The sequence below is a fragment of the Streptomyces sp. NPDC046862 genome, from assembly GCF_040704615.1.
In the GTDB taxonomy this organism is placed as follows: domain Bacteria; phylum Actinomycetota; class Actinomycetes; order Streptomycetales; family Streptomycetaceae; genus Streptomyces.
In genome coordinates this window covers 99,469-121,863 of the sequence record NZ_JBEYXP010000035.1, presented here as the reverse complement: position 1 = coordinate 121,863, position 22,395 = coordinate 99,469, and the positions used below count along the sequence as shown (strand labels likewise).

Genomic DNA, 22,395 nt, shown 5'->3' with positions numbered 1-22,395 from the left:
CGTCGCCTGGCGCGGGACTACGAAGCCCTCCCGCAGAGATCCCGGGCGATGATCCACTGGGCGATGGCTAACAAAATGTCCCGCGAGCTGACCGGAGAATCCGCACCAACGTGGCGAATCGAAACGGACATCCCACTCGCATCGGCGTGAACACTGATCAGATGCTCTCTAAGAGCTCGTAACAGGATCTTGCTGAAGTTCCCTGGTCGGGCGTGACCGACGTGATGATCCGGCCGTTCGCGTCGTGTGACGACTCGGCCGTGGATCGTGGACGACGGCTTGTGGGCACAGATCGAGCCGCTGCTCCCGTCCTGGCCCGAGCGGTCACCGGGGCCGAAGCCAGTGCCAGATCGGCTGTGCCTGCAAGGCATCCTGTACGTCCTGCACCAAGACATTGCCTGGCAACTCCTGCCCCTGGAGCTGGGATTAGGCTCCGGGCGAACCTGCTGGCGGCGCCTGGTCCGTTGGCAGAGGGCCGGAGTCTTCGAGCAGCTGCATCGCCTCCTGCTCGCCGAGCTGAACGCGGCTGGCGAACTCGACTGGAGTCGCGCCTGCGTGGACGGCTCCCACGTCCGCGCGAAAAAGGGGGTGCCGCGACCGGTCCGTCACCGGTCGACCGACGGAAGACGGGCAGCAAACACCACCTGATCTGCGACGGCAAGGGCACCCCGCTCCACGTCATCACGACCGCCGCCAACATCAACGACATCACCCAGACCCTGAAACTCGTCGACGGCATCCTGCCTGTCGCCGGACGACCCGAACGGCCGCAACGGCGCCCCGCATCCCTCCTGGGCGACAAGGCGTATGACTCGAAGGCAGTCCGGCATCATGAGCTGCGGCGCCGCCGGATCTTGCCGGTGATCTCCCGCAAAGGCGCCCCGAATATCACGGGCCTGGGCAAGCTCCGCTACGTCGTCGAGCAGACCTTCGCCCTGCTCCACCAGTTCAAACGCCTGGCCGTCCGGTGGGAACGACTCCTCGAACTCCACGACGCCTTCGTCTCGCCGGCCTGCAGTCTGATCTGCTGGCGGCGGCTCAAGAAGGCATGGTCGTGATCGCATCCGGCTAAGGTAGCGGGCCGTGTTCAGGGACGCCGTCAACCGAAGGGCAGGCTCTTGTGCGCACTCTCTACGTCGTCACCCACCCAGAGGCAACGCACCACGTCGAGGGAGTCGTCGGCGGATGGCACGACTCGCACCTGACGCCTTCCGGGGTTCGTGCGGCGGCCTCCATCGCTCAGGCGCTTCGGGCTCAGATCCCGGACGGCGCCAAGGTAGAGCTGTTCTCCTCGGACCTGCAGCGCACACGTCAAACCGCCGAGGCGGTAGGCGCACGATTCGACGTGAAGCCGACCCTTGATCGCCGGCTGCGGGAGAAGTCCTACGGTGAAGCAGGCGGGAGGCCGCAGGAGTGGCTGGACCGGCGCTTCATCCCACCGCCGGCTGTCGGGGAGCGGATGGACCACGACGAGGGCGTGGAGGGCGCCGAGACGAAGGCGCAGTGGGTACATCGCATCTATGCAGCCATGGACGAGATCCTGCAGCGTCCCTGCGAACACCAGATCATCGTGACGCACGGCGGCTCGCTGACCTTCGTCCTGGCGTCCTGGATCAAGATGCCGATCGAGTCGGCCGACTACGCCAGTTTCCGGGGCCCCTCCGGCAGCATCACCACGTTGCGCGAGGACGACTTCTTCCATAACCGCCAAGTGGTCAGTCTTGGTGACACTCGCCATCTCGATGCCGCGCAACGCTGAATCCGCACCTCGGCCACATCCGACCGGGACCGATCAGCAAGATCCTGTGACGAGCTCTACGCAGGTGACACATGGATCCACGGTTTCGCATCCTCATCGATCTAGGTGTCGGCGCGGCCTGCGCCAGTGGGAGGCGATCGACCTGTCGGACGCCGGGTCCTGCAAGTACGGCGCCAGCTGAAGAAGGTCCACAACAAGCTCGTGTACGCGCTACCCAAGGGTGAGAAGACCCGGGACGCTCCGCTGCCCCGGCATCTGGCCGGGCGCCTCGCCGCGCATCTGGAGGTGTTCCCCACGGGGAAGGTGATTCTGCCGTGGGGCAATCCGGATCTGCCGGAGAATGCGCAAGCAGGCCGAGGAGCGGGCGCCGCAGACGCACGAGCTTGTCGTGACGGCTCCGCAGGCGGGCCGTTGCGCCGTGACTCGTGGAACGAGCGGTATGGGAAGTCCGCTCTCGTGCGTGCGGGCATCATCCCGGCGCACAAGGAGGCGCATCCCACAGCGAAAGGGCGGCAGTTGGCGAACTTCGTGCCAAAGGTTTCCGCGTGTGCGCCGCACTTTGGAGGCCACTCCAGTGCAGACAGCGAAGATGCGACCCGACCGGGTCGCATCTTCCGCTTTCGCTGGATAGTCGCAGTTCAGACCCCTACTCCGGTGGCGTCGGCGTGTCGTGGGTGCGGTACATCGCCTGGACGTCGAGCTCCAGTTGGACCGTCGGGCCGACCACCGCGATGCCGCGCGCCAGCATCGTGCGCCAGTTCAAGGTGTAGTCCTCGCGGTGCAGTTCCGCCTTGGCCAGGGCCGCGCAGCGAAGTTCCTCGCCGTAGCCGCCGTTGACCATGCCCAGGTACGTCGTGTCCAGCCCCACGGACCGGCTGACGCCGTGCATGGTCAAGGTGCCCTGCAGCGTCCACTTGCTGCCGCCCCGGTAGGAGAAGCGGGTGCTGTGGAAGTCGATGTACGGGAAGCGCTCGACGTCGAGGAAGTCCTCCGAACGCAGGTGCGTGTCACGGGTGTTGTTGCCCGTGGTGATGCTGGAGGCGTCGATGCGCACATGGACGCGGGACTCGGACACGTCCTGCATGACCTGGATACCGCCCTCGAACCGTTCGAAACGGCCGTGCACATGGGCCATGCCGACGTGCTTGGCGATGAAGCGGATCGCCGTGTGCGGCGGGTCGAAGAGCCAGGTGCCGGGGACCGGGAGTTCGAGCTGACGGGCCGTCTGGAGCCACACGCGCTGCGGGGCAGGGCCCGTGTCCGCGACGACGTCGACGGTCTCGCGATGCGGTTCCAGGCCCTCCGCCACGATGAGCACGCTGTAGTTGCCCGGCGGTAGTACGGCAGTGAAGAAGCCGTACGGGTCCGTGGTGCCGCGTGCCGCGACCCGGTGGCTGCGCAGTTCCGTCACCGTCACTTCGGCGCCGCTCATGGGCTGGTTCACGGGGTCGAGGACCTCGCGGACGACGACACCCGCGCCGGCCGGGACCGGAAGCGCGCGGCCTCCTGCGCCTGAGGAGGCACCCTTGAGTCGCCGCCGGAGCAGTCCGAGGGCCATGAAGTTCACCTTTCAGTTTTCAACACGTGGTCACAGGAGGGGGGTGGCTCAGGCAGCGGCCGCGGCCGAAGCGGTCACGACGACCGCGGCGCCCGGCCCTCGTACGCCGCCCGCAGTAAGTCCAGCACACCATCCACGGTGACCTTGCGGGGGTTCGGGTACGCCTGGCCCGCCACCTGCCCCGCCGCCACCGCCAGGTCGGGCTCGGTCAGGCCGAGTTCGGCGAGCGAACGGGGTGCGCCGAGACGGGCGGAGAGGTTCCACAGGGCGAGCGCGGGGTCCTCGGTGCCCAGCGCGCGGGCCAGGGCGGCCATGGCCTCGGGGGCGGCGGGCGCGTTGTGGGCGAGGGCGTACGGCAGGACCACGGTGTGCGTCTCGGCGTGGGGCAGGTCGAACGTGCCGCCGAGGACATGGCACAGCTTGTGGTGCAGCCCCATGGTGGTGGCGCCGAGCGTGGCACCGCACAGCCAGGCCCCGTAGAGGGCCCGCCCGCGCGCGTCCCGGTCCTCGTGGTCGGCCGCCAGCCCGGGGAGGGCGTGGGTCATCGCCCGTGCGCCCTCCTCCGCCATCAGCGACACCAGCGGTGAGGCGTCCGGCGCGTACAGCGCCTCGGCGGCGTGCGCCACCGCGTTGATGCCGCTGGTCACGGACAGGGCCACCGGCATCGACAGGGTGAGCTCGGGGTCGTAGACCACACTGCGCGGCAGCACCGACGGATCACGGCCCGTGCGCTTGACGCCCCCTTCGGTCAGGCCCCACACCGGGGTCATCTCGGAGCCGGAGTACGTCGACGGAACGGCGATCAGCGGCAGACCGGTGCGCAGGGCGATCGCCTTGCCGAGGCCGATCGCGGAGCCGCCGCCGACCGCCACACAGCCGTCGGCACCCGCGGCCCGCGCCACCTCCACGGCCCGGTCGGCGACCTCCACGGGCACATGCATACGCGCCTCGGCGTGCAGCCCGGCGCAGGCGTCACCGAGGGAGTCCGCGACCGCCCGCGCGGTGGTCCCGCCACGCGGACCGCACACGACCAGCAGCCGGCGCAGGCCGAGCCGGTCCGCCTCGTCCGGCACCGCGCTCGCCGAGGCTCCGGCCCGGAAGACGACCCGCATCGGCCGGGCCTCGTGGACGAACTCCATCAGGACCGCACCTCGCCCAGGACGAGGTCGAAGCGTGCCTGCCGGAACGGGTTCGGAACCCCGAACTCCCGTGCCAGGGACGGGTCGTCGGTCTCGGCGAAGTCCTGGACGAGGCTCTTCTTGACCGCGAACACCGCGTCCGAGTCGAGGTAGTCGCCGCCGGCCACGAAGATGTGCGTGGTGACCGGCGCGTGCCTTTCGGCCGAGGCGATGAAGTGGATGTGGGCGGGGCGGTAGGGGTGCCGTCCGGTCGCGCGGAGCAGATCGCCCACGGGGCCGTCGGTGGGGATCGGGTACGGGCTCGGCACGCACGTACGGAACCAGAAGCGGCCCTCGGCGTCCGCCGTGAACAGCCCGCGGCCGTTGCCGGGCGGCTGGACGCCGGGCTGCTGGACGTCGTAGTAGCCCTCGGGGTTCGCCTGCCAGACGTCGAGGACGGCGCCCGGCAGCGGGATGCCGTCCGCGGACCGTACCCGGCCGCTGACCACGCACGGTTCACCGCCGCCGACCAGGTCGATGTCCGCGCCGAGCTCGCGGACCGGCGACTCGGTCATGTGGAAGGGGCCCAGCACCGTCGACTCGGTCGCCTCGCTCCCGGCGCGGTCGGCGTTGAGGGTCTCGACGAGCATGGAGACACCGAGCACGTCCGACAGGAGGATGAACTCCTGCCGTGTGTCCGTGCAGGTCTGCCCGGTCGCCGTCAGGAAGCCGATGGCCCGCTCCCACTCCTCCATGGTCGGCTCGGTCTCACGGACGAATGCGTGGAGGTGGCGGACGAGGGCGCCGAGCACCTCGCGGACCCGGGGGTCGGCGGTGCCCTCAAGGCTGTCGACGACCGCCTCGGTGATGTGGCTGGTGAATGCGGTGCTCATACGGCTCCCCTGGTCCAGCGGCTCTTCGCGCCTGTTCCCGTCAGGCATGTCCGAGGATCCGTCGCACCGCCCCGGACAGCAACATCTCGGCGTCCTCGGTGGACGCGGCGGCCGTGGCGTGCCGGAAGGCGACGTACCCGTCCGGCCGAACGAGCAGGGCTCCCCCGTCGGCGACCTCGCTCAGCCGGGCCCAGTCGCCGTACGGGTCCTCGTACTCCTGGCCCGGACCGATGACGACGGTGGCGATCTCCAGGTCCTGGGCGTCGGCGGCCCGCACCCAGCCCGCGCCGCCGATGCCGGTGATCAGGGTGAAGCGGCCCCCTCCGACGGTGTCGAGCGTCGACAGGGTGCGCCTGCCCGAGGTGATCCAGGCGTGCGGGAGCTTGGCGCCCGGGCGGGAGGTGGGCTGGTGGTACAGCTCGGCGTCGCGGTCGAAACCGGGTTCGCCGGTGCCGCCGGTGCCGCCGGTGCCGTCGGTGCCGTCGGTGCCGCCGGTGCCGCCGGTGCCGCCGGTGCCGCCGGTGCCGCCGGTGCCGCCGGTGCCGTCGGTGCCGTCGGTGCCGTCGGTGCCGTCGGACACGATCGCGGCGGAGCCTTGGGCGGGGTACCGCTGGTTGAGGTCGACGCCGTGCGCGTTGAACTCGTACACCTTGAACGCGATCGCCTCACGCAGCCTCGCCCGCTGCTTCTCGGCCGCCTCGGTGTCCTCCTTGCGGGCGGCGATGTTGGCCCACAGTTGCTCGGGGGTCTGCGGGGAGAGCCCGTCGAGCGCCTCGAAGATCGGGGCGGTCTCGCCGATGGACTTGTTGGCGCGGGTGACGATCTGCCGGCCGATCGGGGCACGCTCGGCGGTGTAGGAGTCGAGCAGCTTCGGGGACGCCGTGCCGTCGAGGACGAGTTTGAGCTTCCAGGCCAGGTTGTAGGAGTCCTGGATGGAGGTGTTGGAGCCGAGGCCGTTGGACGGCGGGTGGCGGTGCACGGCGTCGCCGGCGCAGAAGACCCGGCCGCTGGAGTACGTCTCCGCGTACATCTCGTTGACGGTCCAGGCCGAGGACGACTTGATGGTCACCGGGATCTCGTCGTCGCCGACCAGCTTGCGGACGACGGACTCGGCGTACTCGGTGGTCAGGTCGGGGGCGCCCGCGGTGACGTCGTAGCCCCAGACGATCAGCCACTCGTTCCAGGGCCGTACGCAGCGGACGAGACCGGCGCCGATGCCGCCGACGGTGGCGCCGGGGGCGAGTACCCAGTACAGGGTGGACGGCCGGTGGGCGGTGTACTTCGTCAGGTCCGCGTCGAAGACGATGTTGACGCTGCCGGCGACCCCCATCTGGCCACCCATCGGCAGCCCGGCGTCCTCGGCGACCTGCGAGCGCCCTCCGTCGGCGCCGATGAGGTACTTGGCGCGGATGGTGTACTCGTCGCCGCGCAGCCGGTCCTCGACGGTGACCGTCACACCGTCGGCGTCCTGGACGAAGGACTTGTAGACCGTGCTGAAGCGCAGGTTCGTGCCGCGCGCCACCGCCGCGTCGACGAGCACGGGCTCCATGAGGTGCTGGGGCATGTCGCACATGCGGGTGGGGCTGGCGAGCTCGTGGGCGGCCTGGACGAGCGGGTCGTTGCCCCAGGAGCGGACCCGTCCGAGCTCCTCGCCGGCCAGGCTGGTGCAGAACGTCGTGTTGCCCATCAGCTGCTGCGGCGTGGCCTTGGCGACGACCTCGTCCTCGACCCCGAGGTCGCGCAGCACCTCCATGGTCCGCTGGTTGGTGATGTGGGCCCGAGGCGTGTCGGCGAGGCTCGCGTAGCGGGTGACGACGATGTTCGGTACGCCGTAGGTGCTCAGGGCGAGCGCGGCGGAGGCGCCCGCGGGTCCGCTGCCGACGATCAGTACGTCGGTCTCGACATCGGGCTCGACGGTGTGCACGGGAAACGCTCCAGGGAATGAGAACAGGCGCCGAACGTTCAAGATCATGGAGCGGTGTTCGGGAGCGTGGGTGTCTCAATTAGAGACAGTTGGAGACGGCGCGTGGGCTGGTGGAGCGCTGATGCCGGTACTGAGTACGGGACGGCGGGCGCTGCTGTTCAAGACCGTGTGTGTGGGGCACGGCACGGGGAGATGCGGGCGATTGTTGCTGGTTCAACCGCGCCCGGTACGGTGAGTGGCGTTGTGACCACCACAGAGCACCCCTCCGTCCGCCCTGCCCTCGCTTCCCTGCGCAGGGCTCGCGAGCTGTTCCTGACGGGACACGAGCTGCCGGACGACGTGCCGGAGGAGGTCGCCGCCGCGTGGAAGCGGGCCCGGTTCTTCGGCGTACGGCACGACGTGACCGACTCTCACTCGGCTCCGGAGGCGCCGCGGCCTTCCGTACGACCGGCTGAGTGCACCCTCCTCACCGCGGCCCGGCCCGTGCTCGAACGGATCGCCCCTGCCCTCGGTACCGGGCAGGGGGCGCTCGTGCTCACCGACGAGCGGCTGAGGGTGCTGTGGGCCGCGGGATGCGCTCCGGACGACCCGCGCTGCCGTGACCTCTCCGAGCAGGCTGTCGGCCACAACAGCGCGGCCCTCGCGCTCCACACCCGCCGTCGCGCCGAGGTGCACGGCCCCGAACACTTCCTCGACCTGTGGCAGGACGTCTCCGCGGTCAGCGTGCCGGTGCTGGCACCGGAGACCGGGCGGACGCTGGGCACGGTGACGGTGGCCTCGGAGCTCCGTGCCGACTGTGTTCCCCATCCGGGTGCCCCGCTCGCCGAGGCCGCGGCGAGCGCCGTCGAGGCGGAACTCCTCGCCCGGTCGCGGGCGGCGGAACGTGTGCTGCTGGACGCGTATCTCCGGGCGGTACGGCAGCACGGGCACGCGGTCGTGGCCCTCGACGGACGCAACCGCCTAGTCAGCGAGGCCGCGGGGCAGCTGCTGTCACCGGAAGGGCTGGACGCGCTGGAGCGGAGCACGGTCGCGTTGGTGCGGGACGGGGGCTGGGGGGCGCGACCGGGGTTCGAGGACGACTCGGGAACGGGTCCGACCGCGGGCCCGGGAACAGGATGGGGCTCTGAAGCGAGCCCTGCCGAAGCTCTCGGGACGAGGACGCACGCGGCAGCAAGCCCGGCCGAAGCCCTCGGGACGAGGACGCAAGCAGCACGAGGCTCTGCCGAAGCACTCGGGGCGAGGACGCAAGCAGCGCCAAGCCCCGCCGAAGCCCTCGGGGCCACGAAACGTACGGCACTCGGCGCCGGCGCCGTACCCGAAGCGGCTGCCCGCTCGGCGGCCCGCTCGGCGCCCGCGCTCTCCTTCCGCGTCGGTCTTCCTGAGGGTGCGGACTGTTCCGCGACCGTCACGCCCGTCCGGCACCTGGGCTCCGTCATCGGCGCGGTCGCCGTGCTGGAGCCGGCGGTTCACGCGCCCGTGGCCTCGGCCGGGCGAACCGCCGTGGCGCTCGCCGGGCGGTCGGTGCCCTGGCGGCACGCCGTCGGCCGCGCGACGGAGTTGGCCCTGACTCCGGAGCCCCTGCTGCTCGTCGGTGAGCGAGGCACCGGGAAGACCTCGCTCGCACGGGAGTTGGCCGCGAGGCCGTTGATCGTCGACGCCGCGGAAGGCGAGATCCGCGCCGGGATCGGAGGGTTGGCCGACGGTCGCCCACTCCTCATCCGCCACGCCGAGCGTCTCGCGCAGTCCGACGTGGCGGCCGTCAACTCCCTGCTCGACACGCATCCGGGCGCACCCCTGCTGGTCACCTACACCCCCGGAGCGCCTCCGGGTCCGTGTCTCCAACGGCTCCTGGACACGCTGGCCGCCCGCTCGGTCACGCTCCCCGCCCTACGTGAACGACCCGAGGACATAAGGGAGTTGCTCCCCGCCCTACCTCCCAGGCCCGCGCCGGGACAGCCACCGCTCACCTGGACACTGGACGCGCTGCGGGCGCTGGAACAGTATCCGTGGCCCGGTAACGTCACCGAACTCGCCCACCTCGTACGGACATTGGCCGAGACCCGGCGCGCGACGGGCCCCGTCCGCCGCACCGAACTGCCGGACCCCGTGCGGGAGGGGCCCGCGGCCCGGCAACTCAGTCCGATGGAGCACGCCGAGCGCACCGCCATCCTGGAGGCCCTCCGTCGCCACGGCGGCAACAAGGCACGCGCCGCCGCGGCCCTGGGCATCGCCCGCGCGACGCTGTACCGGAAGCTGCGGGGCTACCGGAACTGAACCCCGGGTGGGGGCTGGGGGCCTCCGGCCACGAGACTGAACTCATGGAGCTCACCTTCACCGGCACGGTGACCGAATGGCGCGGACCGGCCCCGTACTACTTCGTCCCCGTACCGGACATGGAATCCGCCGACATCCGCGAGGTGGCCTCGATGGCCACGTACGGCTGGGGCGTGATCCCGGTCGAAGCCCGGATCGGCGAAGTCGCCTTCGCGACCTCGCTCTTCCCCAAGGACGGCGCCTACCTGCTGCCGCTCAAGGCCGCGGTACGCAAGCCGCAGGGACTCTCGGCGGGTGACGACGTGACGGTGGAGATGACGATCCGTATCTGAGCTGCTATTGCGACACGTACGGCGAGAGGTCCTTCCAACTCCGCTTCTGTGCGTGTATCAGGCATACTGATGACGTGATCCACATCACATGAGCTTCCGTCATAAGGGGGCAGAAGCCGTGACGTACCTTGACCGAGCCTCAGCGGGTACCGAGTCCTCCGATCGCCTCTACCCGTGGCCGACGGTCGTGACCACCCTGGCGACCCTCGCCACAGTGCTCGCGCTCGCCCTCACCGGGAACGAGGAGGCCGCCGTCGCGATCAGCGCCGCCGGAGTCATGGGCGGCGCCGTCCAGATCACCGTGTACATCAGGCGCTGACCGGGCGCGCAGGGCCGCCGCACGCGGCCCCGCACCTCACTGCCCGGCCGGCATGACCTTCTCCACCTTGCCCTGGGTGTCGGCCTCCAAGTAGCCGCTCTCGCTGAAGTCGTTGCTGAGATAGACACTCATGCCGACAGGTGTGTCGAAGACCTTGTCCGGTTGCCGCATCGACAGCCAGCGGGCCGTCGGGTCCTCGACCTTCAGTTCCTTGTCCGCCCTGGCGAACAGGGCGGGCACGGCGTCCCACCGGAAGTTCTTCACGCTCACCGGTGTGTTGCTGTCGGAAAGAGTGCCTTTGATGATGCCCTCCTCCGCCCCGGCGCCAGGACGGTAGACGTAGCTGACGTACCGGGTCTGGCTGCCGTCCACCATCATGTCGGCGGAGGCGTGGTCCGGATAGATCAGGAAGCCACCGAAGCGGTCGCTTCCCGACGCCTTCTCGAAGGCCGCGATCACGATCCGGATGTTCTTGGGCGTGAGCAGGTTGCTGGTCGCGGTTGTCGAAGGGGTGGCGGTCGAAGGTGTGGCCGTCGAACCCTTGGGACTGGGGGTCTCCTGCTGTGTCCCCAGGCCCGTTCCGGTGGACGCCTTCGCGTCACCGCCGTCGCCGCCGGGCAGGCCCACCCAGACCAGTCCGCCCGCCAGCACCGCACCGGCCGCGACGGAGACGATCGCGACACGGCGTGGGTGTCGCTGCCCGCGCGCCGCCGGCAGAGGGACGGCGGGCGTCGGCGGTTGCGGGACGGCGGGCGTCGGCGGTTGCGGGACCGGCACGGCGTCCTGGGGCGGTGCCAGCCGGTAGGACGTCGTCGTGGGATGCGCGCCCGTCTCCGCCGCTGTCTCCGCCGCGGCGGCCAGCATCCGGTCGACGGTCTCCGCGTCCGGCCGCGCCGCGGGATCCCGTACCAGCAGGCGCCCCAGGACCGGAGTCAGGGATCCGGCGCGCACGGGCGGCGGTACGTCCTCGTGGAGTACGGCGGCCAGCGTGGCCAGCGTCGTTCCGCGGCGCAGCGGATGCCGGCCCTCGACGGCCACGTACAGCATCATCGCCAGCGACCACAGGTCGGCCGCGGGTCCGCCGGGGTCGCCGGAGACGCGCTCGGGGGCCATGTAGTCGGCGGTGCCGATGATCGACCCGGTGGCGGTCAGGGCGGTGGCCTCACGGATCGCCGCGATACCGAAGTCCGTGAGCACGGGGCGGCCATCGGTGCGGAGCAGGACGTTGGCGGGCTTCACATCCCGGTGCTCAACGCCTGCGGAGTGGGCGGCGCGCAGGGCGTCCAGCACGCCTCGGCCGATGCGGGCGGCCTCGGCGGGGCCCATCGGTCCCCGGGTCAGCCGGTCGGCGAGCGAACCGCCGTCGACCAGTTCCATGACGATCCACGGGTACGTTCCCTCGCCGCCGTCGACGATGTGATGGATCGTCACGACGTTCGGGTGCTCGACCCTGGCGAGTGCCCGGGCCTCGCGCAGCACCCGCTCGCGCAGCATCCGCGCCGTGCCGGGGTCGTACTCGGCGAGGTCCGGGTCCGCCGGCCGTACCTCCTTGACGGCCACGTGGCGGTGCAGCAGCAGATCGCGGGCGCGCCACACCGTGCCCATGCCGCCGCCACCCAGCCTGGCCACCAGCTCGAAGCGCCCGTCGACGACGCGTCTGCCGCTCTCCCCGTCGTTCATGCGCTCTCCCCCTCGTTCATGGCGAGGAGCTTAGGTGACCGGGTGAGCTGCTCGACGCCGGGGGCGAGCAGTACGTTCACGTGAACGGTCAACCCATCCGATGACAACGCCCGCCGTCGGCGCCCAGCGCCGACTCACCGCCCCTGGTTCAGGAACGCAGCACGAAGGGGTCGCCCTGGGGTTCGTCGCCGGTGTTGATCCGGACCGACTTCAGGCGGGTGTACTCCTTGATCGTCTCGATGCCGTGCTCGACATCGTGTGGTCCAGGCCGGCGCCGCGCAGGTGCCCGACGTCCGGGCCGGTCACGATGACGGAGTGGTGCTCCGTGTACCAGATGGACCAGAAGCCCGCGCGGTCGGCGGCGACGGCGAACTCCCTGGCTTCGTTCATGAGTTGGTGGTAGTCGGCGAGACGGCCCGGGGCACCCGTGCCATGAAGGATCGAGAAGCGCATCTGCGTGTTCCTTCCAGTACGGACGAGCGAACCGGGCCGAAACGTGGCATGCCTGGCGACTCAGTAGCGCCCTGTGGCATGCAAGTGAAGGTAGGCGAGAGTCGATCAGGAGGTCAACCTGTCCCACTCCTCGCCTTTTGCTGGTGCATCAACGCCTACCTGCTCACTAATACATAGGCACAAAGCACCCGTATCGAGCGATAGCAAATCAGCGCTACGCGACTCCTTGACAGCAACCTGTGGCATACCTAACGTCCCCTGGCATGCAAGCAACCTTGGCTTGACTGTTGCCACAGTGCACAAGGAGCGACCCATGTCCGGTCACACCACAGAGCAACCCGACACCCCCGAGCCGAGAACGGCATCCGCATTGCCGGTCCTGGACACCACACCCGCTGACGCCCCTTCCACGCCTGATCCGGGGAAGGGCCGGCTGGGCTCGGTCTTCTGGACCTCGGTCGGTGTCTCCGCCCTCTTCGTCGTCTGGGCGATGCTCTTCACCGACAGCCTCACCAAGGTGACGAACAGCTCGTTGAACTGGGTCACCAAGTCGTTCGGCTGGGCCTATCTCGTGGTGACGCTGGGCCTGCTGATCTTCCTGGTCTTCCTCGCGTTCAGCCCGGCCGGCAGCATGCGGCTGGGCAAGGACCACGACCGCCCCGAGTTCTCCACACCGTCCTGGTTCGCGATGATCCTCAGCGCGGTCATGGGCATCGGCCTCGTCTCGTACGGCGTCGCCGAGCCCATCTCGCACTTCGCCTCACCGCCCCATGGTCTGGCCAAGCCGGGGACGCCCGAGGCCGCGATCCGGGCGATGCAGTACTCCTACTTCGACTGGGGACTGCACGCGTGGGCGATCTTCGCGGTGTTCGGCCTCGGTATCGCCTACTCGACCTTCCGCAAGGGCCGTCGCGCGCTGGTCAGCCAGCTCTTCCACCCTCTGCTCGGCGAGCGGGTGAACGGCCCCCTGGGCAAGGCCATCGACGTCCTCGCGGTGTTCGCGACGCTCTTCGGCACCACGACGTCGCTGGGCCTCGGCGCCCTGCAGGTCAACAACGGTCTCGGTTCCCTGTTCGGAGTTCCCGTCAACTCCGTCAGCCAGGTCCTGATCATCGCCCTCGTCACCGCCGTCTTCACGCTGTCGGCCGTGACCGGCGTCAGCAAGGGGATCAAGCTCCTCAGCCAGGGCAGCACGATCCTGGGCATCGCGCTCTTCGCCTTCGTCCTGGTGGTCGGTCCGACGGTCTTCCTGGCCAACCTGTACATCGAGTCCGTGGGCACCTGGGCCTCCGACTTCTTCCGGATGAGCCTGCAGGGCACCGCCTTCGGCGGCCTCCAGTGGATGCAGTGGTGGACCTACTTCATGATGGCCTGGTGGGTGTCCTGGGGGGCCTTCGTCGGGGTCTTCCTGGCCCGTATCTCGCGCGGCCGCACCATTCGCGGCTTCATCATGGGCGTACTCGTCGTCCCCACCATCGTGTTCTTCACCTGGTTCACCGTGTTCGGCGGCACCGCCATCCACGTCGACATGTTCGACAAGGGCACGATCGCCAAGCAGACGGCGGCGGACATCAACAGCGCCTTCTTCGCCACCCTCGACCACTTCCCGCTCGCGACCGTGACATCGGCGATCGCCATCGTGCTGGTCGTGATGTTCTTCGTCTCGGGCGCGGACGCGAACACCTACGTGCTCAGCATGATGACCTCGGACGGTTCGCTCGATCCCCGGCGCTGGGTCCTCGTCCTGTGGGGCGTACTGACCGGTGTCACCGCGATCGCCCTGCTGCTCGCCGGTGGCCTGAACGCCCTGCAGAACACGGTGATCGTCACCTCGGCACCGTTCCTCGTGATCATCGCCGGCCTGGCCGTCTCCTTCTGGAAGGAACTGGCCGGCGACCGCCGGGCGGCGGAACTTGCTCTGGCACAAAGCGAGTTCGCCCTGGAGCCGGACACCGCGAAAGGTGAGGAGGCGATCCCCGCCGGACGCGCCTCCACCCACTGACCCGCTGCCCCACCGGCCCCACTGACCCCACTGGCCCCACTGGCCCCACTGGCCCCACTGACGCCGGCCAACGCACGGTCCGCCGGGCCGCAGCCCTCACTCACAGGAGGAGACGACATGTCCGACGACGTCCGCACCACGCGGGTCATCGAGACCTGGGCAGCGGCCTGGGACCGTGGCGAGGTCGACGCTCTCGACGGCCTGCTCAGCCCGGAGTACCGCCGACGCAGTTCGCCGGGCGAACAGGGCCAGTCCCTGCGCGAGTTCAAGGCCTCCATCCTCGCGGCACGATCGGCGTTTCCCGATCTCGTCACGACCATCGACGAGATCGTGACGGAGGGCGACCGCCTGGCGGTGCGCCGGCACAGCACCGGCCGGCACGAGGGTTCCTTCCTCGGTGTGCCGCCCACCAACCGCAGCGTCGAGGTGGGCGGCGCCACCTTCGCCCGCTTCGAGGGCGGCATGGTGGTCGAGGAGTACGTCACGTGGGACCCTCGTGCGCTCCTCACCGCGCTCGGCATCATCAGTGTCGGGGAGGACCGATGACGAACCCCACGAGTACGGAGGAGGCTTCCGTGAGCGGCTTCAGGCCGGCACGCACACCATCTTCGTCTGCCGCGTCGTGGACGCGGACGTCGGCGACCGGACACCGATGATCTACAGCTCCGGGGGTTTCTTCGACGGCGGTGCGCTCACCGCTCTACGTTGATCCCACGCACCGAGCCGATCGAGGGAAGGCCAGATGAGTAAGGCGAAGCAGGCGGCCGACAACGGGAGTATGCAGGGTCGCGTGATCGCTGAGATGCGCCGCCGCATCATCAGCGGTGAACTCCCGGCGGGGGGCAGCCTGTCGGAGATCGCACTGGCCGAGTCCTTCGGCGTCAGCCGCACCCCCGTGCGTGAGGCACTCAAGCAGTTGCAGACCGAGGGGCTGGTCGAGATCCGGCCTCGCGTGGGGACTTTCGTCACCGCGCCCTCGCGCCGCGAGATCACCGAGTTGTTCGAGATGAAGGAACTGCTCGAAGGCGCGGCCGCGAGGCTGCTGGCTCGGCGGGGGCGGGTACCCGAGCTCGACCGCCTGGAGCAGAACCTCGTCGAGGCCGACGCGGCCGTCGCGGCCGACGACAAGGAGCGCTACGCCGAACTCGTCGAGGAGTTCCACGAACTGCTGATCACCGGTGCCGACAACGCCAAGCTGGAAGCGCACTACCGCATCCTCATGAACCAGCTGGCGTACTCCCGGCTGGTGACCACCTCGCTCAGCCAGCCCGGCCGTGCCCTGCTGTCCGACCGCGAACACCACAACGTCCTCGAACTGATCATCGCCAAGGACGGTGACAGCGCGGAGCGGGTGATGCGCGACCACGTCCGCGCGAGCCGGCTGGCACTCATGGCGGGCCTCAGCGCCATGGGCGGCGGCTGACGACTTCGGTGCCGTCCGGGCCGCGTACGGTGTGGTCAGCCGGCGAGGAACAGCGGCCGCGGTCGGAGGAACGATGTCAGAGGCATGTTGCGCGCCCACGTCAGGGGGCGACCGGGAGGTCCCCGAGCCGGCCACCGTGCGGCTCCAGGCCCCGGAACGGGACCGGGTGCAGGGCCTGCGCGCCATGCTGCGCATCCCCGGCGGGACGTTCCTGATGGGAGGTGACGACGCCGACGCGTTTGCCGAGGACGCCGAAGGCCCGGTCCGCGAAGTGCGGTTGTCGCCCTTCCTCATCGACGCGACCACCGTCACCAACAGGCAGTTCGCGACGTTCGTGCGCAGCAGTGGTTACCGGACCGACGCCGAGCGCTACGGCTGGTCCTTCGTGTTCTACGCGCTCGTCCATCCCGAGGCCCGGCATGTGGTGCGTGACGGCAGGGTGGCGCAGGCGCCGTGGTGGCTCGCGGTGGACGGGGCGTGCTGGCAGGCCCCCTACGGGCCGGGGTCGTCATGGACCGACCTGTCGAACCACCCCGTCGTCCACGTCTCCTGGCGCGACGCGTCCGCCTACGCGGCCTGGGCGGGCAAGCGTCTGCCCACGGAGGCGGAGTGGGAGAGGGCGGCGCGTGGCGGTCTGGTGCGCTCCCGCTTCCCGTGGGGCGATGAGCTCCTGCCCCGGGGGCAGCACCGCTGCAACATCTGGCAGGGGGAGTTCCCGCGGGTCAACACCGGCGAGGACGGGTATCTGGGAACGGCGCCGGTCAAGAGCTACCGGCCCAACAACCTCGGCCTGTACAACACATCGGGCAACGTGTGGGAGTGGTGCTCCGACTGGTGGAGCACCACCTGGCACGCGGCCGACCGCCCGGAGACCCGCCACGATCCGGCCGGTCCACCCACCGGGGAGGCGAGGGTGATCCGCGGCGGCTCCTATCTGTGCCACGCGTCGTACTGCAACCGCTACCGCGTCGCCGCGCGCACGTCCAACACACCCGACAGCAGCACCGGGCACATGGGGTTCCGCTGCGCGGCGGACCTGCCTCCGTCACGCTGACGGACCGCCCGGGCAGGCGTGCGGCGGCTGCGGTTTACACGGCAACGGGAGCGGGCAAAACCACACCTAGGCTACTGGTTTGACCAGTTAACTTGAATCTCCCTCTGCACCTCCCTCTGTACCTCCCTTTGCACCTCCCTTTGCACCTCCCTTCTCAGGAGCGTCCTGGATGACCACCGCCTCTCCGCACGGGCCGTCCGCGAGCGGTACTTTCCAAGGCAGGATCGGCACGACCTACGAGGAGTCGACTCCGTGGTGGCCCGATGAGCAGGCGCTTCCCGAGGACACGCCCAATGTCGTGGTGATCGTGCTCGATGACGTCGGCTTCTCGGATCTCGGCTGCTTCGGCTCGGACATCGACACCCCGGCCATGGACGCCCTCGCCGACGGCGGCCTTCGCTACGCGAACTTCCACACCACCACGCTGTGTTCGCCGACCCGTGCCTCCCTGCTGACCGGACGGAACCACCACTCCGTCGGTATGCGCATGCTGTCCAACTTCGACACCGGCTTCCCCAGCGGTCGCGGACGGATCACCACGGCCGCCGCGACGCTGCCCGAGGTGCTGCGCGACAGCGGCTTCAACACCATGGCCGTGGGCAAGTGGCACCTGGCGCCGATGGAGCAGACCACCGCGTCCGGGCCGTACACCCAGTGGCCGCTGTCCCGCGGCTTCGAGCGCTACTACGGCTTCCTGGAAGCCGAGACGGACAGCTTCTATCCGGAACTCTTCTACGACAACCACGCCGTCGACCCGCCGAAGAGCCCGGAGGAGGGCTATCACCTCAGTGAGGACCTGGTCGACCGGGCGATCGACTTCGTCCGGGACCAGACGTCGGTCACTCCGGACAAGCCCTTCTTCCTGTATCTGGCGTTCGGCGCGGCGCACGCCCCGCACCAGGCTCCCCAGGAGTACCTGGAGAAGTACCGGGGCCGCTTCGACCACGGCTGGGACGCCGAGCGCGACACCCGGCACGCCCGCCAGATCGAACGGGGCGTCCTGCCACCCGGCACCGAACTGGCGCCTCGCAACCCCGGGGTCGTTCCCTTCGACGAGCTGTCGGACGACGAGAAGAAGCTGTCCGTACGGCTCCAGGAGGCCTACGCGGCGATGCTCGACCACACCGACCACCAGATCGGCCGGCTCATGGAGTTCCTGGAGCGGATGGGCCAGAAGGAGAACACCATCACCATCCTGCTCTCGGACAACGGGGCCAGCCAGGAAGGCGGGCAGAAGGGGTCACTCAACCCGACCGCGTTCCAGAACGGCGTCCCCGAGGACTTCGAGGAGATGGTCGCCCGCATCGACGACATCGGCACCACACGCGCTCACGCCAACTACCCCTGGGGCTGGGCGCAGGCGGGCAACACGCCGTTCAAGCGCTACAAGCAGAACACCCACGAAGGCGGCGTCCGCTGCCCGCTCATCGTGCAGTGGCCCCGGGGGCTGCCGCGCACGGGCGAGATCAGGCAGCAGTTCCACCATGTCAACGACATCATGCCGACCCTTTTCGAAGTGCTCGGTGTGCGGGCCCCCGAGGTCTACAACGGCATCCCTCAACTGCCGATACACGGCGTCAGCATGGCCTACACCTTCGGCTCCCCGACCGCGCCGACGCGCAAGGAAGCCCAGTACTTCGAGATGTTCGGGCACCGCGCGATCTGGCACGACGGCTGGAAGGCCGTCGCCTACCACCAACGTGGAACGTCCTTCGACGCGGACCAGTGGGAGCTCTACCACCACGACAGCGACTTCTCGGAATGCAACGACCTGGCCGAGGCGCGACCCGAGCAACTGCAAAAGATGGTCTCCCGCTTCTGGGTGGAGGCAGGCAAATACGATGTCCTGCCGCTGGACGACCAGGGATTCGCCTACCGGGCGAAGATTCCGCGCCCCGGCTCTCCACGCATGCGCACCACCTTTACCTACTACCCCGGCATGGCCCATCTGCCCGGAGCGGCGGTGCCACCGGTGATGAACCGCGGGCACAGCATCACCGCGTTCGTCGACCGGGCCATCGCCTCGGACGAGGGTGTCCTGGTCTCCCTGGGCAACATCAGCAGCGGATACGTCCTGTACATCAAGGACAACCGGCTGTTCTACGAGTACAACTTCCTCGGCACCCGGTACACGGTGGCCTCGGCGGAAGAACTCCCCACCGGCCCGGCGGAATTGACCTTCGAATTCGTCAAGACAGGTGACATGCGGGGCATCGGGCACCTGTACGTGTCGGGAAAGCCGGTCGGCAGCGAGGCCGTTCCGCGGGTCCTCCCGCACTTCCTGGGATGGCAGGGTCTCGACATCGGACGGGACACCCTGTCCCCCTCCTCCCCCAGCTATGAGGGCGAATTCCCGTTCACCGGAGGGTTCGAGAAGGTCGTCTTCAGGGTCGCGCCGGACGAAGACGTCACGGAACCCTTCGAGCGAATCGACTGACTCGCCCATGCTCACCACCCCACATCAGTCCCGTCTGCCGCGGTCGGCACGGGATCGCCTTCTGGCTGCGGCCCAGCTCCACCGCGATTGCCGGCACTTCTGGGTGGTCAGCCGCCCCTGGGGGATAGCCCCGTGGAGGTGTCGGCCGGCGCATGACGCGGTCGGACCACAGCCGTCCGAGGATCTCGACGGGCAGGCCGGCCGGCAGGTGAGCGCTACGAGGGGCGTCGCATCCGGCATCCAGCACGACCAGGACGTCCAGGTCACCAGGACGTCCAGGTCACCAGGACGTCCAGGTCACCAGGCTTCCACTGGCCGGCGAAGACGAGCCGTTCGACGACCTCGCTGATCTGGTCCGTGGTCACCGCGGCGACGTCGGCGCCGGGCTGAAGGCGGACCGCGTCCAGCACCCTTGTCCACGGGTGCGGCCAGTCTCCAGCGCGGCCACGATCGGGAATCCCACGCATCCCATGCGCCTCCCGCTCGGGTTTGCGGGGGGGGCACCAACTGGGAGCACCCCTCATGGGGCTATGACGATTCGCGTACGACGAGTTCGGTGGGAAGAACGACGTGCTGACGAGGCTCCTCGGGATTGCCGATCTCCTTGAGGAGGATGCGGGCGATCATGCTGCCGATCTCCTCGACGGGCTGACGCACGCTGGTGAGGGGCGGGTTGCTGTGCCGGGCGATGATGGAGTCGTCGAATCCGACCACCGCCACGTCGTCCGGGACGCTGCGCTTCTGTCTGCGCAACTCCGCCAACGCCCCCGCCGCCATGACGTCCGAGGCGACGAACACGGCGTCGAGACCGGGAACTTGTTCAAGGAGTGAACGCATGGCGGCCGCGCCGCCCTCCTCGGTGAAGTCGGCCGAGGCCACGAGTCGATCGGTGGCCTCGTGGCCTGCCTTCTCGAGGGCCTCCCGCCAGCCCTGGAGCCGACTGCGTGACACGTCCATGTCGAGGGGACCGCTGATCGTGGTGACGGTCCGCCGCCCTCGTGCGAGCAGGTGGCTGACGGCTGTCGCGGCTCCGCCCGCGTTGTCGGAATGTACGTGGCTGAGCGACTCGGCGGGGGAACGGCGGCCGGCGAGCACCGTGGGCAGCCCCATGTCCTCCAGCAGCCCCGGCAGCACGTCGTGCTCGTGCACGGAGACCAGGAGCACTCCGTCGACGCGCCGCTCCGCCACCGACTCGGTGAGCTGGTCACGCTCGGCCTGGTCGCGTACGAGCACCAGTTGGAGCTGTGTCCGGGTCTCCGCGAGGGCGGTGCTGACCCCGCGGATGACGGCCGAGAAATAGGGCTCGGAGCCCAGTCTGCTCTCCGATTCGGGGATCACCAGGGCCACGGCGTTCGTCCTGCTCGTCACCAGCCCCCGGGCAACCGAGTTCGGTACGTAGTTCAGCTCGGCGATGGCGGCGAGCACGGCGGCCCTGGCCTGCTCGCTGACGAGCTCAGAGCCGTTGATGACTCGTGAAACCGTGGTGCGTCCGACGCCGGCGCGCGCGGCCACGGTCTTGATGGTCGGGCGTTGCCTGCCCCCCATGACGCCTCCCTCGCTTGCCCGCTGCCCGACGGCTTTCACCTGCGCATTGTGCCAGACCCACGGAGGGCGCCCATGGGCTCCGAGCGGAGCGGCACGACACCTTTCGGCGATGAAGTGGGTTCAACTTATTGACAGTTGCCTTTCGGGGCGGCCAAGCTTCGGGCTTCCGGGTGGGCACGTTCCCACCCCTGTTTGGGAACGTGCCCACCGGACAAATCTTGCCTGCGGAGCGGACCGCAGGACTCGAACTCCGGTGCGTCAGCGCCGCCGCTAGGAGGACGAAATGGACAAGTTCCGAAGGAAGTTGCGTACGAGAGCTGTGGCCGCCGTGTCGGCTGTGTCGGCCCTCGGACTGGTCGTGGGGTGTGGGGGCAGCGACGGAGGAGGGACGGGCGGGGGGAAGAAGGACGGCAAGGTCACCATCACCATGGGCCTGTTCGGCGTCATGGGCTTCAAGGAGACCGGTCTGCTCGACAAGTACATGAAGGAGCACCCGGACGTCGTCATCAAGGCGGACGTCGCGGGTGACGAGCAGACCTACTACACCGCCCTGCAGACCCACTTGGCCGCCGGCAGCGGGCTGAAGGACATCCAGGGCATAGAGATTGGTCGGGCCAAGGAACTGTCCGACACCCAGAAGGACAAGTTCGTCGATCTGGCCGGTGTGGCCGGGGCGGACCACTTCCTTCCGTGGAAGCAGAGCCAGGTCACCGCCTCGGACAAGAAGGTCATCGGCCTCGGCACCGACATCGGCCCGATGGCGGTCTGCTACCGCAAGGACCTCTTCGAGCAGGCCGGCCTGCCCACCGACCGCGAGGAGGTCGCCAAGCTGTGGGAAGGCGACTGGTCGAAGTACGTTGACGCGGGCAAGCGGTTCAAGCAGAAGTCGAAGGACGACAAGGTCGCCTTCATGGACAGCTCCAGCGGGCTGTTCAACGCCATGATCTACGGCAACTCCCAGCAGTTCTACGACAAAAAGGGAGAGCTGATCTACGCCACCAACCCCGTCGTGAAGGAGGCGTGGAAGCTGGCCTCCGAGGCGGCCACCTCCGATCTGACCGCGAAGCTCCGCCAGTTCCAGCCCGGTTGGGACCCCGGCCTGGCCAACAGCACCTTCGCCAGCACCGTCTGCCCGGCGTGGATGCTCGCGCACATCAGCGAGAAGGCGGGCCCGAAGAACAAGGGCAAGTGGGACGTCGCCAAGGCGCCCAAGGGTGCCAACTGGGGCGGATCGTTCCTCGGAGTGATGGAGGCGAGTCCCGTCAAGAAGGAGGCGCAGGATCTCGTCGCCTGGCTCACCGCCCCCGAGCAGCAGGCCTACCTGTTCAAGGAGATCGGCAACTTCCCCTCGTCGAAGACCGCGTTGGAGATGCCCGAAGTGGTCGACGCCAAGTCGGACTACTTCAGCGGCGCGCCCATCGGGAAGATCTTCGGCGCCGCGGCCCAGGAGATACCCGACGAGCAGGTGCTCGGCCGCAAGGACGGCACCATCAAGGACGTTTTCTCGCAGGGGCTGACTTTGATCGAGGCGCAGAACAAGAGCCCGAACGAGGCATGGAAGACCACTGACAAGCGCATCGAGAAGGTCGTCGGCTGACCTCGGATCCCGTCGCCCGTCTCCGCA

At 69.1% G+C, this 22,395-nt stretch carries 19 protein-coding genes and 1 pseudogene; 12 read left to right on the top strand and 8 right to left on the bottom strand.

The window, feature by feature from the left end; all coding sequences use genetic code 11:
- Window positions 1-246 precede the first annotated feature (246 nt).
- A protein-coding gene (locus tag AB0959_RS32975) for an IS5 family transposase (RefSeq protein ID WP_366830361.1) occupies window positions 247-1,058 on the top strand; the annotation gives its coding sequence in 2 pieces (ribosomal slippage) (window positions 247-564 and window positions 567-1,058; 810 coding nt in all).
- Window positions 1,059-1,120: 62 nt separating this feature from the next.
- Complete coding sequence (locus AB0959_RS32970) at window positions 1,121-1,759, top strand: histidine phosphatase family protein (protein ID WP_366830360.1); 639 nt, start codon at window positions 1,121-1,123, stop codon at window positions 1,757-1,759.
- A gap of 646 nt (window positions 1,760-2,405) precedes the next feature.
- Here the strand turns inward: AB0959_RS32970 and AB0959_RS32965 are convergent.
- The 4 genes from AB0959_RS32965 to AB0959_RS32950 form a co-directional block, all read right to left on the bottom strand.
- A complete protein-coding gene (locus AB0959_RS32965; protein WP_366830359.1) occupies window positions 2,406-3,317 on the bottom strand; it encodes a YceI family protein in 912 nt (303 codons plus the stop codon).
- A 74-nt stretch (window positions 3,318-3,391) separates the two neighbouring features.
- Window positions 3,392-4,456, bottom strand: coding sequence for a maleylacetate reductase (locus tag AB0959_RS32960; RefSeq protein WP_366830358.1), 1,065 nt, complete (start codon window positions 4,454-4,456; stop codon window positions 3,392-3,394).
- On the bottom strand, window positions 4,456-5,328 hold the full coding sequence (locus AB0959_RS32955; RefSeq protein WP_366830357.1) for an intradiol ring-cleavage dioxygenase: 873 nt from the start codon (window positions 5,326-5,328) through the stop codon (window positions 4,456-4,458). Before AB0959_RS32955 ends, AB0959_RS32960 begins: the two co-directional genes overlap by 1 nt.
- A 40-nt stretch (window positions 5,329-5,368) precedes the next feature.
- Complete coding sequence (locus tag AB0959_RS32950) at window positions 5,369-7,252, bottom strand: FAD-dependent monooxygenase (RefSeq protein ID WP_366830356.1); 1,884 nt, start codon at window positions 7,250-7,252, stop codon at window positions 5,369-5,371.
- Window positions 7,253-7,444: 192 nt separating this feature from the next.
- Here AB0959_RS32950 and AB0959_RS32945 point away from each other — a divergent pair, with 192 nt between their 5' ends.
- The 3 genes from AB0959_RS32945 to AB0959_RS32935 all read left to right on the top strand — a co-directional run bounded on the left by AB0959_RS32945 (window position 7,445) and on the right by AB0959_RS32935 (window position 10,177).
- Window positions 7,445-9,526 (top strand): helix-turn-helix domain-containing protein, encoded by a 2,082-nt coding sequence (locus tag AB0959_RS32945; RefSeq protein ID WP_366830355.1) that lies wholly within the window; start codon window positions 7,445-7,447, stop codon window positions 9,524-9,526.
- Window positions 9,527-9,570: 44 nt separating this feature from the next.
- Entirely contained in the window at window positions 9,571-9,858 is a 288-nt protein-coding gene (locus AB0959_RS32940; RefSeq protein WP_366830354.1) for a DUF1905 domain-containing protein, read from the top strand.
- A 118-nt stretch (window positions 9,859-9,976) separates the two neighbouring features.
- Entirely contained in the window at window positions 9,977-10,177 is a 201-nt protein-coding gene (locus AB0959_RS32935) for a hypothetical protein (protein WP_366830353.1), read from the top strand.
- A gap of 36 nt (window positions 10,178-10,213) precedes the next feature.
- Here AB0959_RS32935 and AB0959_RS32930 read toward each other — a convergent pair whose 3' ends face one another.
- Both AB0959_RS32930 and AB0959_RS32925 read right to left on the bottom strand, forming a co-directional pair.
- Window positions 10,214-11,857, bottom strand: coding sequence for a serine/threonine-protein kinase (locus AB0959_RS32930; protein WP_366830352.1), 1,644 nt, complete (start codon window positions 11,855-11,857; stop codon window positions 10,214-10,216).
- A gap of 210 nt (window positions 11,858-12,067) precedes the next feature.
- A complete protein-coding gene (locus tag AB0959_RS32925) occupies window positions 12,068-12,310 on the bottom strand; it encodes a hypothetical protein (RefSeq protein WP_366830351.1) in 243 nt (80 codons plus the stop codon).
- Between the two features lie 313 nt (window positions 12,311-12,623).
- Here AB0959_RS32925 and AB0959_RS32920 point away from each other — a divergent pair, with 313 nt between their 5' ends.
- The 6 genes from AB0959_RS32920 to AB0959_RS32895 all read left to right on the top strand — a co-directional run bounded on the left by AB0959_RS32920 (window position 12,624) and on the right by AB0959_RS32895 (window position 19,226).
- On the top strand, window positions 12,624-14,312 hold the full coding sequence (locus tag AB0959_RS32920) for a BCCT family transporter (RefSeq protein ID WP_366830350.1): 1,689 nt from the start codon (window positions 12,624-12,626) through the stop codon (window positions 14,310-14,312).
- Window positions 14,313-14,429: 117 nt separating this feature from the next.
- Window positions 14,430-14,858, top strand: coding sequence for an ester cyclase (locus AB0959_RS32915; protein WP_366830349.1), 429 nt, complete (start codon window positions 14,430-14,432; stop codon window positions 14,856-14,858).
- Complete coding sequence (locus tag AB0959_RS32910; RefSeq protein WP_366830348.1) at window positions 14,839-15,021, top strand: flavin reductase family protein; 183 nt, start codon at window positions 14,839-14,841, stop codon at window positions 15,019-15,021. Before AB0959_RS32915 ends, AB0959_RS32910 begins: the two co-directional genes overlap by 20 nt.
- A gap of 33 nt (window positions 15,022-15,054) precedes the next feature.
- A complete protein-coding gene (locus AB0959_RS32905; protein WP_366830347.1) occupies window positions 15,055-15,735 on the top strand; it encodes a GntR family transcriptional regulator in 681 nt (226 codons plus the stop codon).
- Between the two features lie 73 nt (window positions 15,736-15,808).
- On the top strand, window positions 15,809-16,789 hold the full coding sequence (locus tag AB0959_RS32900) for a formylglycine-generating enzyme family protein (protein WP_366830346.1): 981 nt from the start codon (window positions 15,809-15,811) through the stop codon (window positions 16,787-16,789).
- A gap of 169 nt (window positions 16,790-16,958) precedes the next feature.
- Complete coding sequence (locus tag AB0959_RS32895) at window positions 16,959-19,226, top strand: arylsulfatase (RefSeq protein ID WP_366830345.1); 2,268 nt, start codon at window positions 16,959-16,961, stop codon at window positions 19,224-19,226.
- A 110-nt stretch (window positions 19,227-19,336) separates the two neighbouring features.
- On the opposite strand, the pseudogene AB0959_RS32890 reads toward AB0959_RS32895, so the two are convergent.
- Both AB0959_RS32890 and AB0959_RS32885 read right to left on the bottom strand, forming a co-directional pair.
- Window positions 19,337-19,686, bottom strand: a pseudogene (locus AB0959_RS32890) (transposase); the annotation flags it as partial.
- A 68-nt stretch (window positions 19,687-19,754) separates the two neighbouring features.
- The gene (locus tag AB0959_RS32885; RefSeq protein ID WP_366830344.1) at window positions 19,755-20,771 is read right to left on the bottom strand and encodes a LacI family DNA-binding transcriptional regulator; all 1,017 of its coding nucleotides are present in this window, start codon (window positions 20,769-20,771) and stop codon (window positions 19,755-19,757) included.
- A gap of 283 nt (window positions 20,772-21,054) precedes the next feature.
- Between AB0959_RS32885 and AB0959_RS32880 the strand changes: the two genes are divergently transcribed.
- Window positions 21,055-22,368 (top strand): extracellular solute-binding protein, encoded by a 1,314-nt coding sequence (locus tag AB0959_RS32880; protein ID WP_366830343.1) that lies wholly within the window; start codon window positions 21,055-21,057, stop codon window positions 22,366-22,368.
- The last annotated feature ends 27 nt before the right edge of the window (window positions 22,369-22,395 follow it).

Coding starts and splice junctions, on each gene's coding strand:
- AB0959_RS32895 (WP_366830345.1), top strand. CDS start 16,959: ATGACCACCGCCTCTCCGCACGGGCCGTCCGCGAGCGGTACTTTCCAA.
- AB0959_RS32915 (WP_366830349.1), top strand. CDS start 14,430: ATGTCCGACGACGTCCGCACCACGCGGGTCATCGAGACCTGGGCAGCG.
- AB0959_RS32925 (WP_366830351.1), bottom strand. CDS start 12,310: ATGCGCTTCTCGATCCTTCATGGCACGGGTGCCCCGGGCCGTCTCGCC.
- AB0959_RS32905 (WP_366830347.1), top strand. CDS start 15,055: ATGAGTAAGGCGAAGCAGGCGGCCGACAACGGGAGTATGCAGGGTCGC.
- AB0959_RS32880 (WP_366830343.1), top strand. CDS start 21,055: ATGGACAAGTTCCGAAGGAAGTTGCGTACGAGAGCTGTGGCCGCCGTG.
- AB0959_RS32965 (WP_366830359.1), bottom strand. CDS start 3,317: ATGGCCCTCGGACTGCTCCGGCGGCGACTCAAGGGTGCCTCCTCAGGC.
- AB0959_RS32960 (WP_366830358.1), bottom strand. CDS start 4,456: ATGGAGTTCGTCCACGAGGCCCGGCCGATGCGGGTCGTCTTCCGGGCC.
- AB0959_RS32920 (WP_366830350.1), top strand. CDS start 12,624: ATGTCCGGTCACACCACAGAGCAACCCGACACCCCCGAGCCGAGAACG.
- AB0959_RS32885 (WP_366830344.1), bottom strand. CDS start 20,771: ATGGGGGGCAGGCAACGCCCGACCATCAAGACCGTGGCCGCGCGCGCC.
- AB0959_RS32945 (WP_366830355.1), top strand. CDS start 7,445: ATGCGGGCGATTGTTGCTGGTTCAACCGCGCCCGGTACGGTGAGTGGC.
- AB0959_RS32955 (WP_366830357.1), bottom strand. CDS start 5,328: ATGAGCACCGCATTCACCAGCCACATCACCGAGGCGGTCGTCGACAGC.
- AB0959_RS32900 (WP_366830346.1), top strand. CDS start 15,809: ATGTCAGAGGCATGTTGCGCGCCCACGTCAGGGGGCGACCGGGAGGTC.
- AB0959_RS32940 (WP_366830354.1), top strand. CDS start 9,571: ATGGAGCTCACCTTCACCGGCACGGTGACCGAATGGCGCGGACCGGCC.
- AB0959_RS32930 (WP_366830352.1), bottom strand. CDS start 11,857: ATGAACGACGGGGAGAGCGGCAGACGCGTCGTCGACGGGCGCTTCGAG.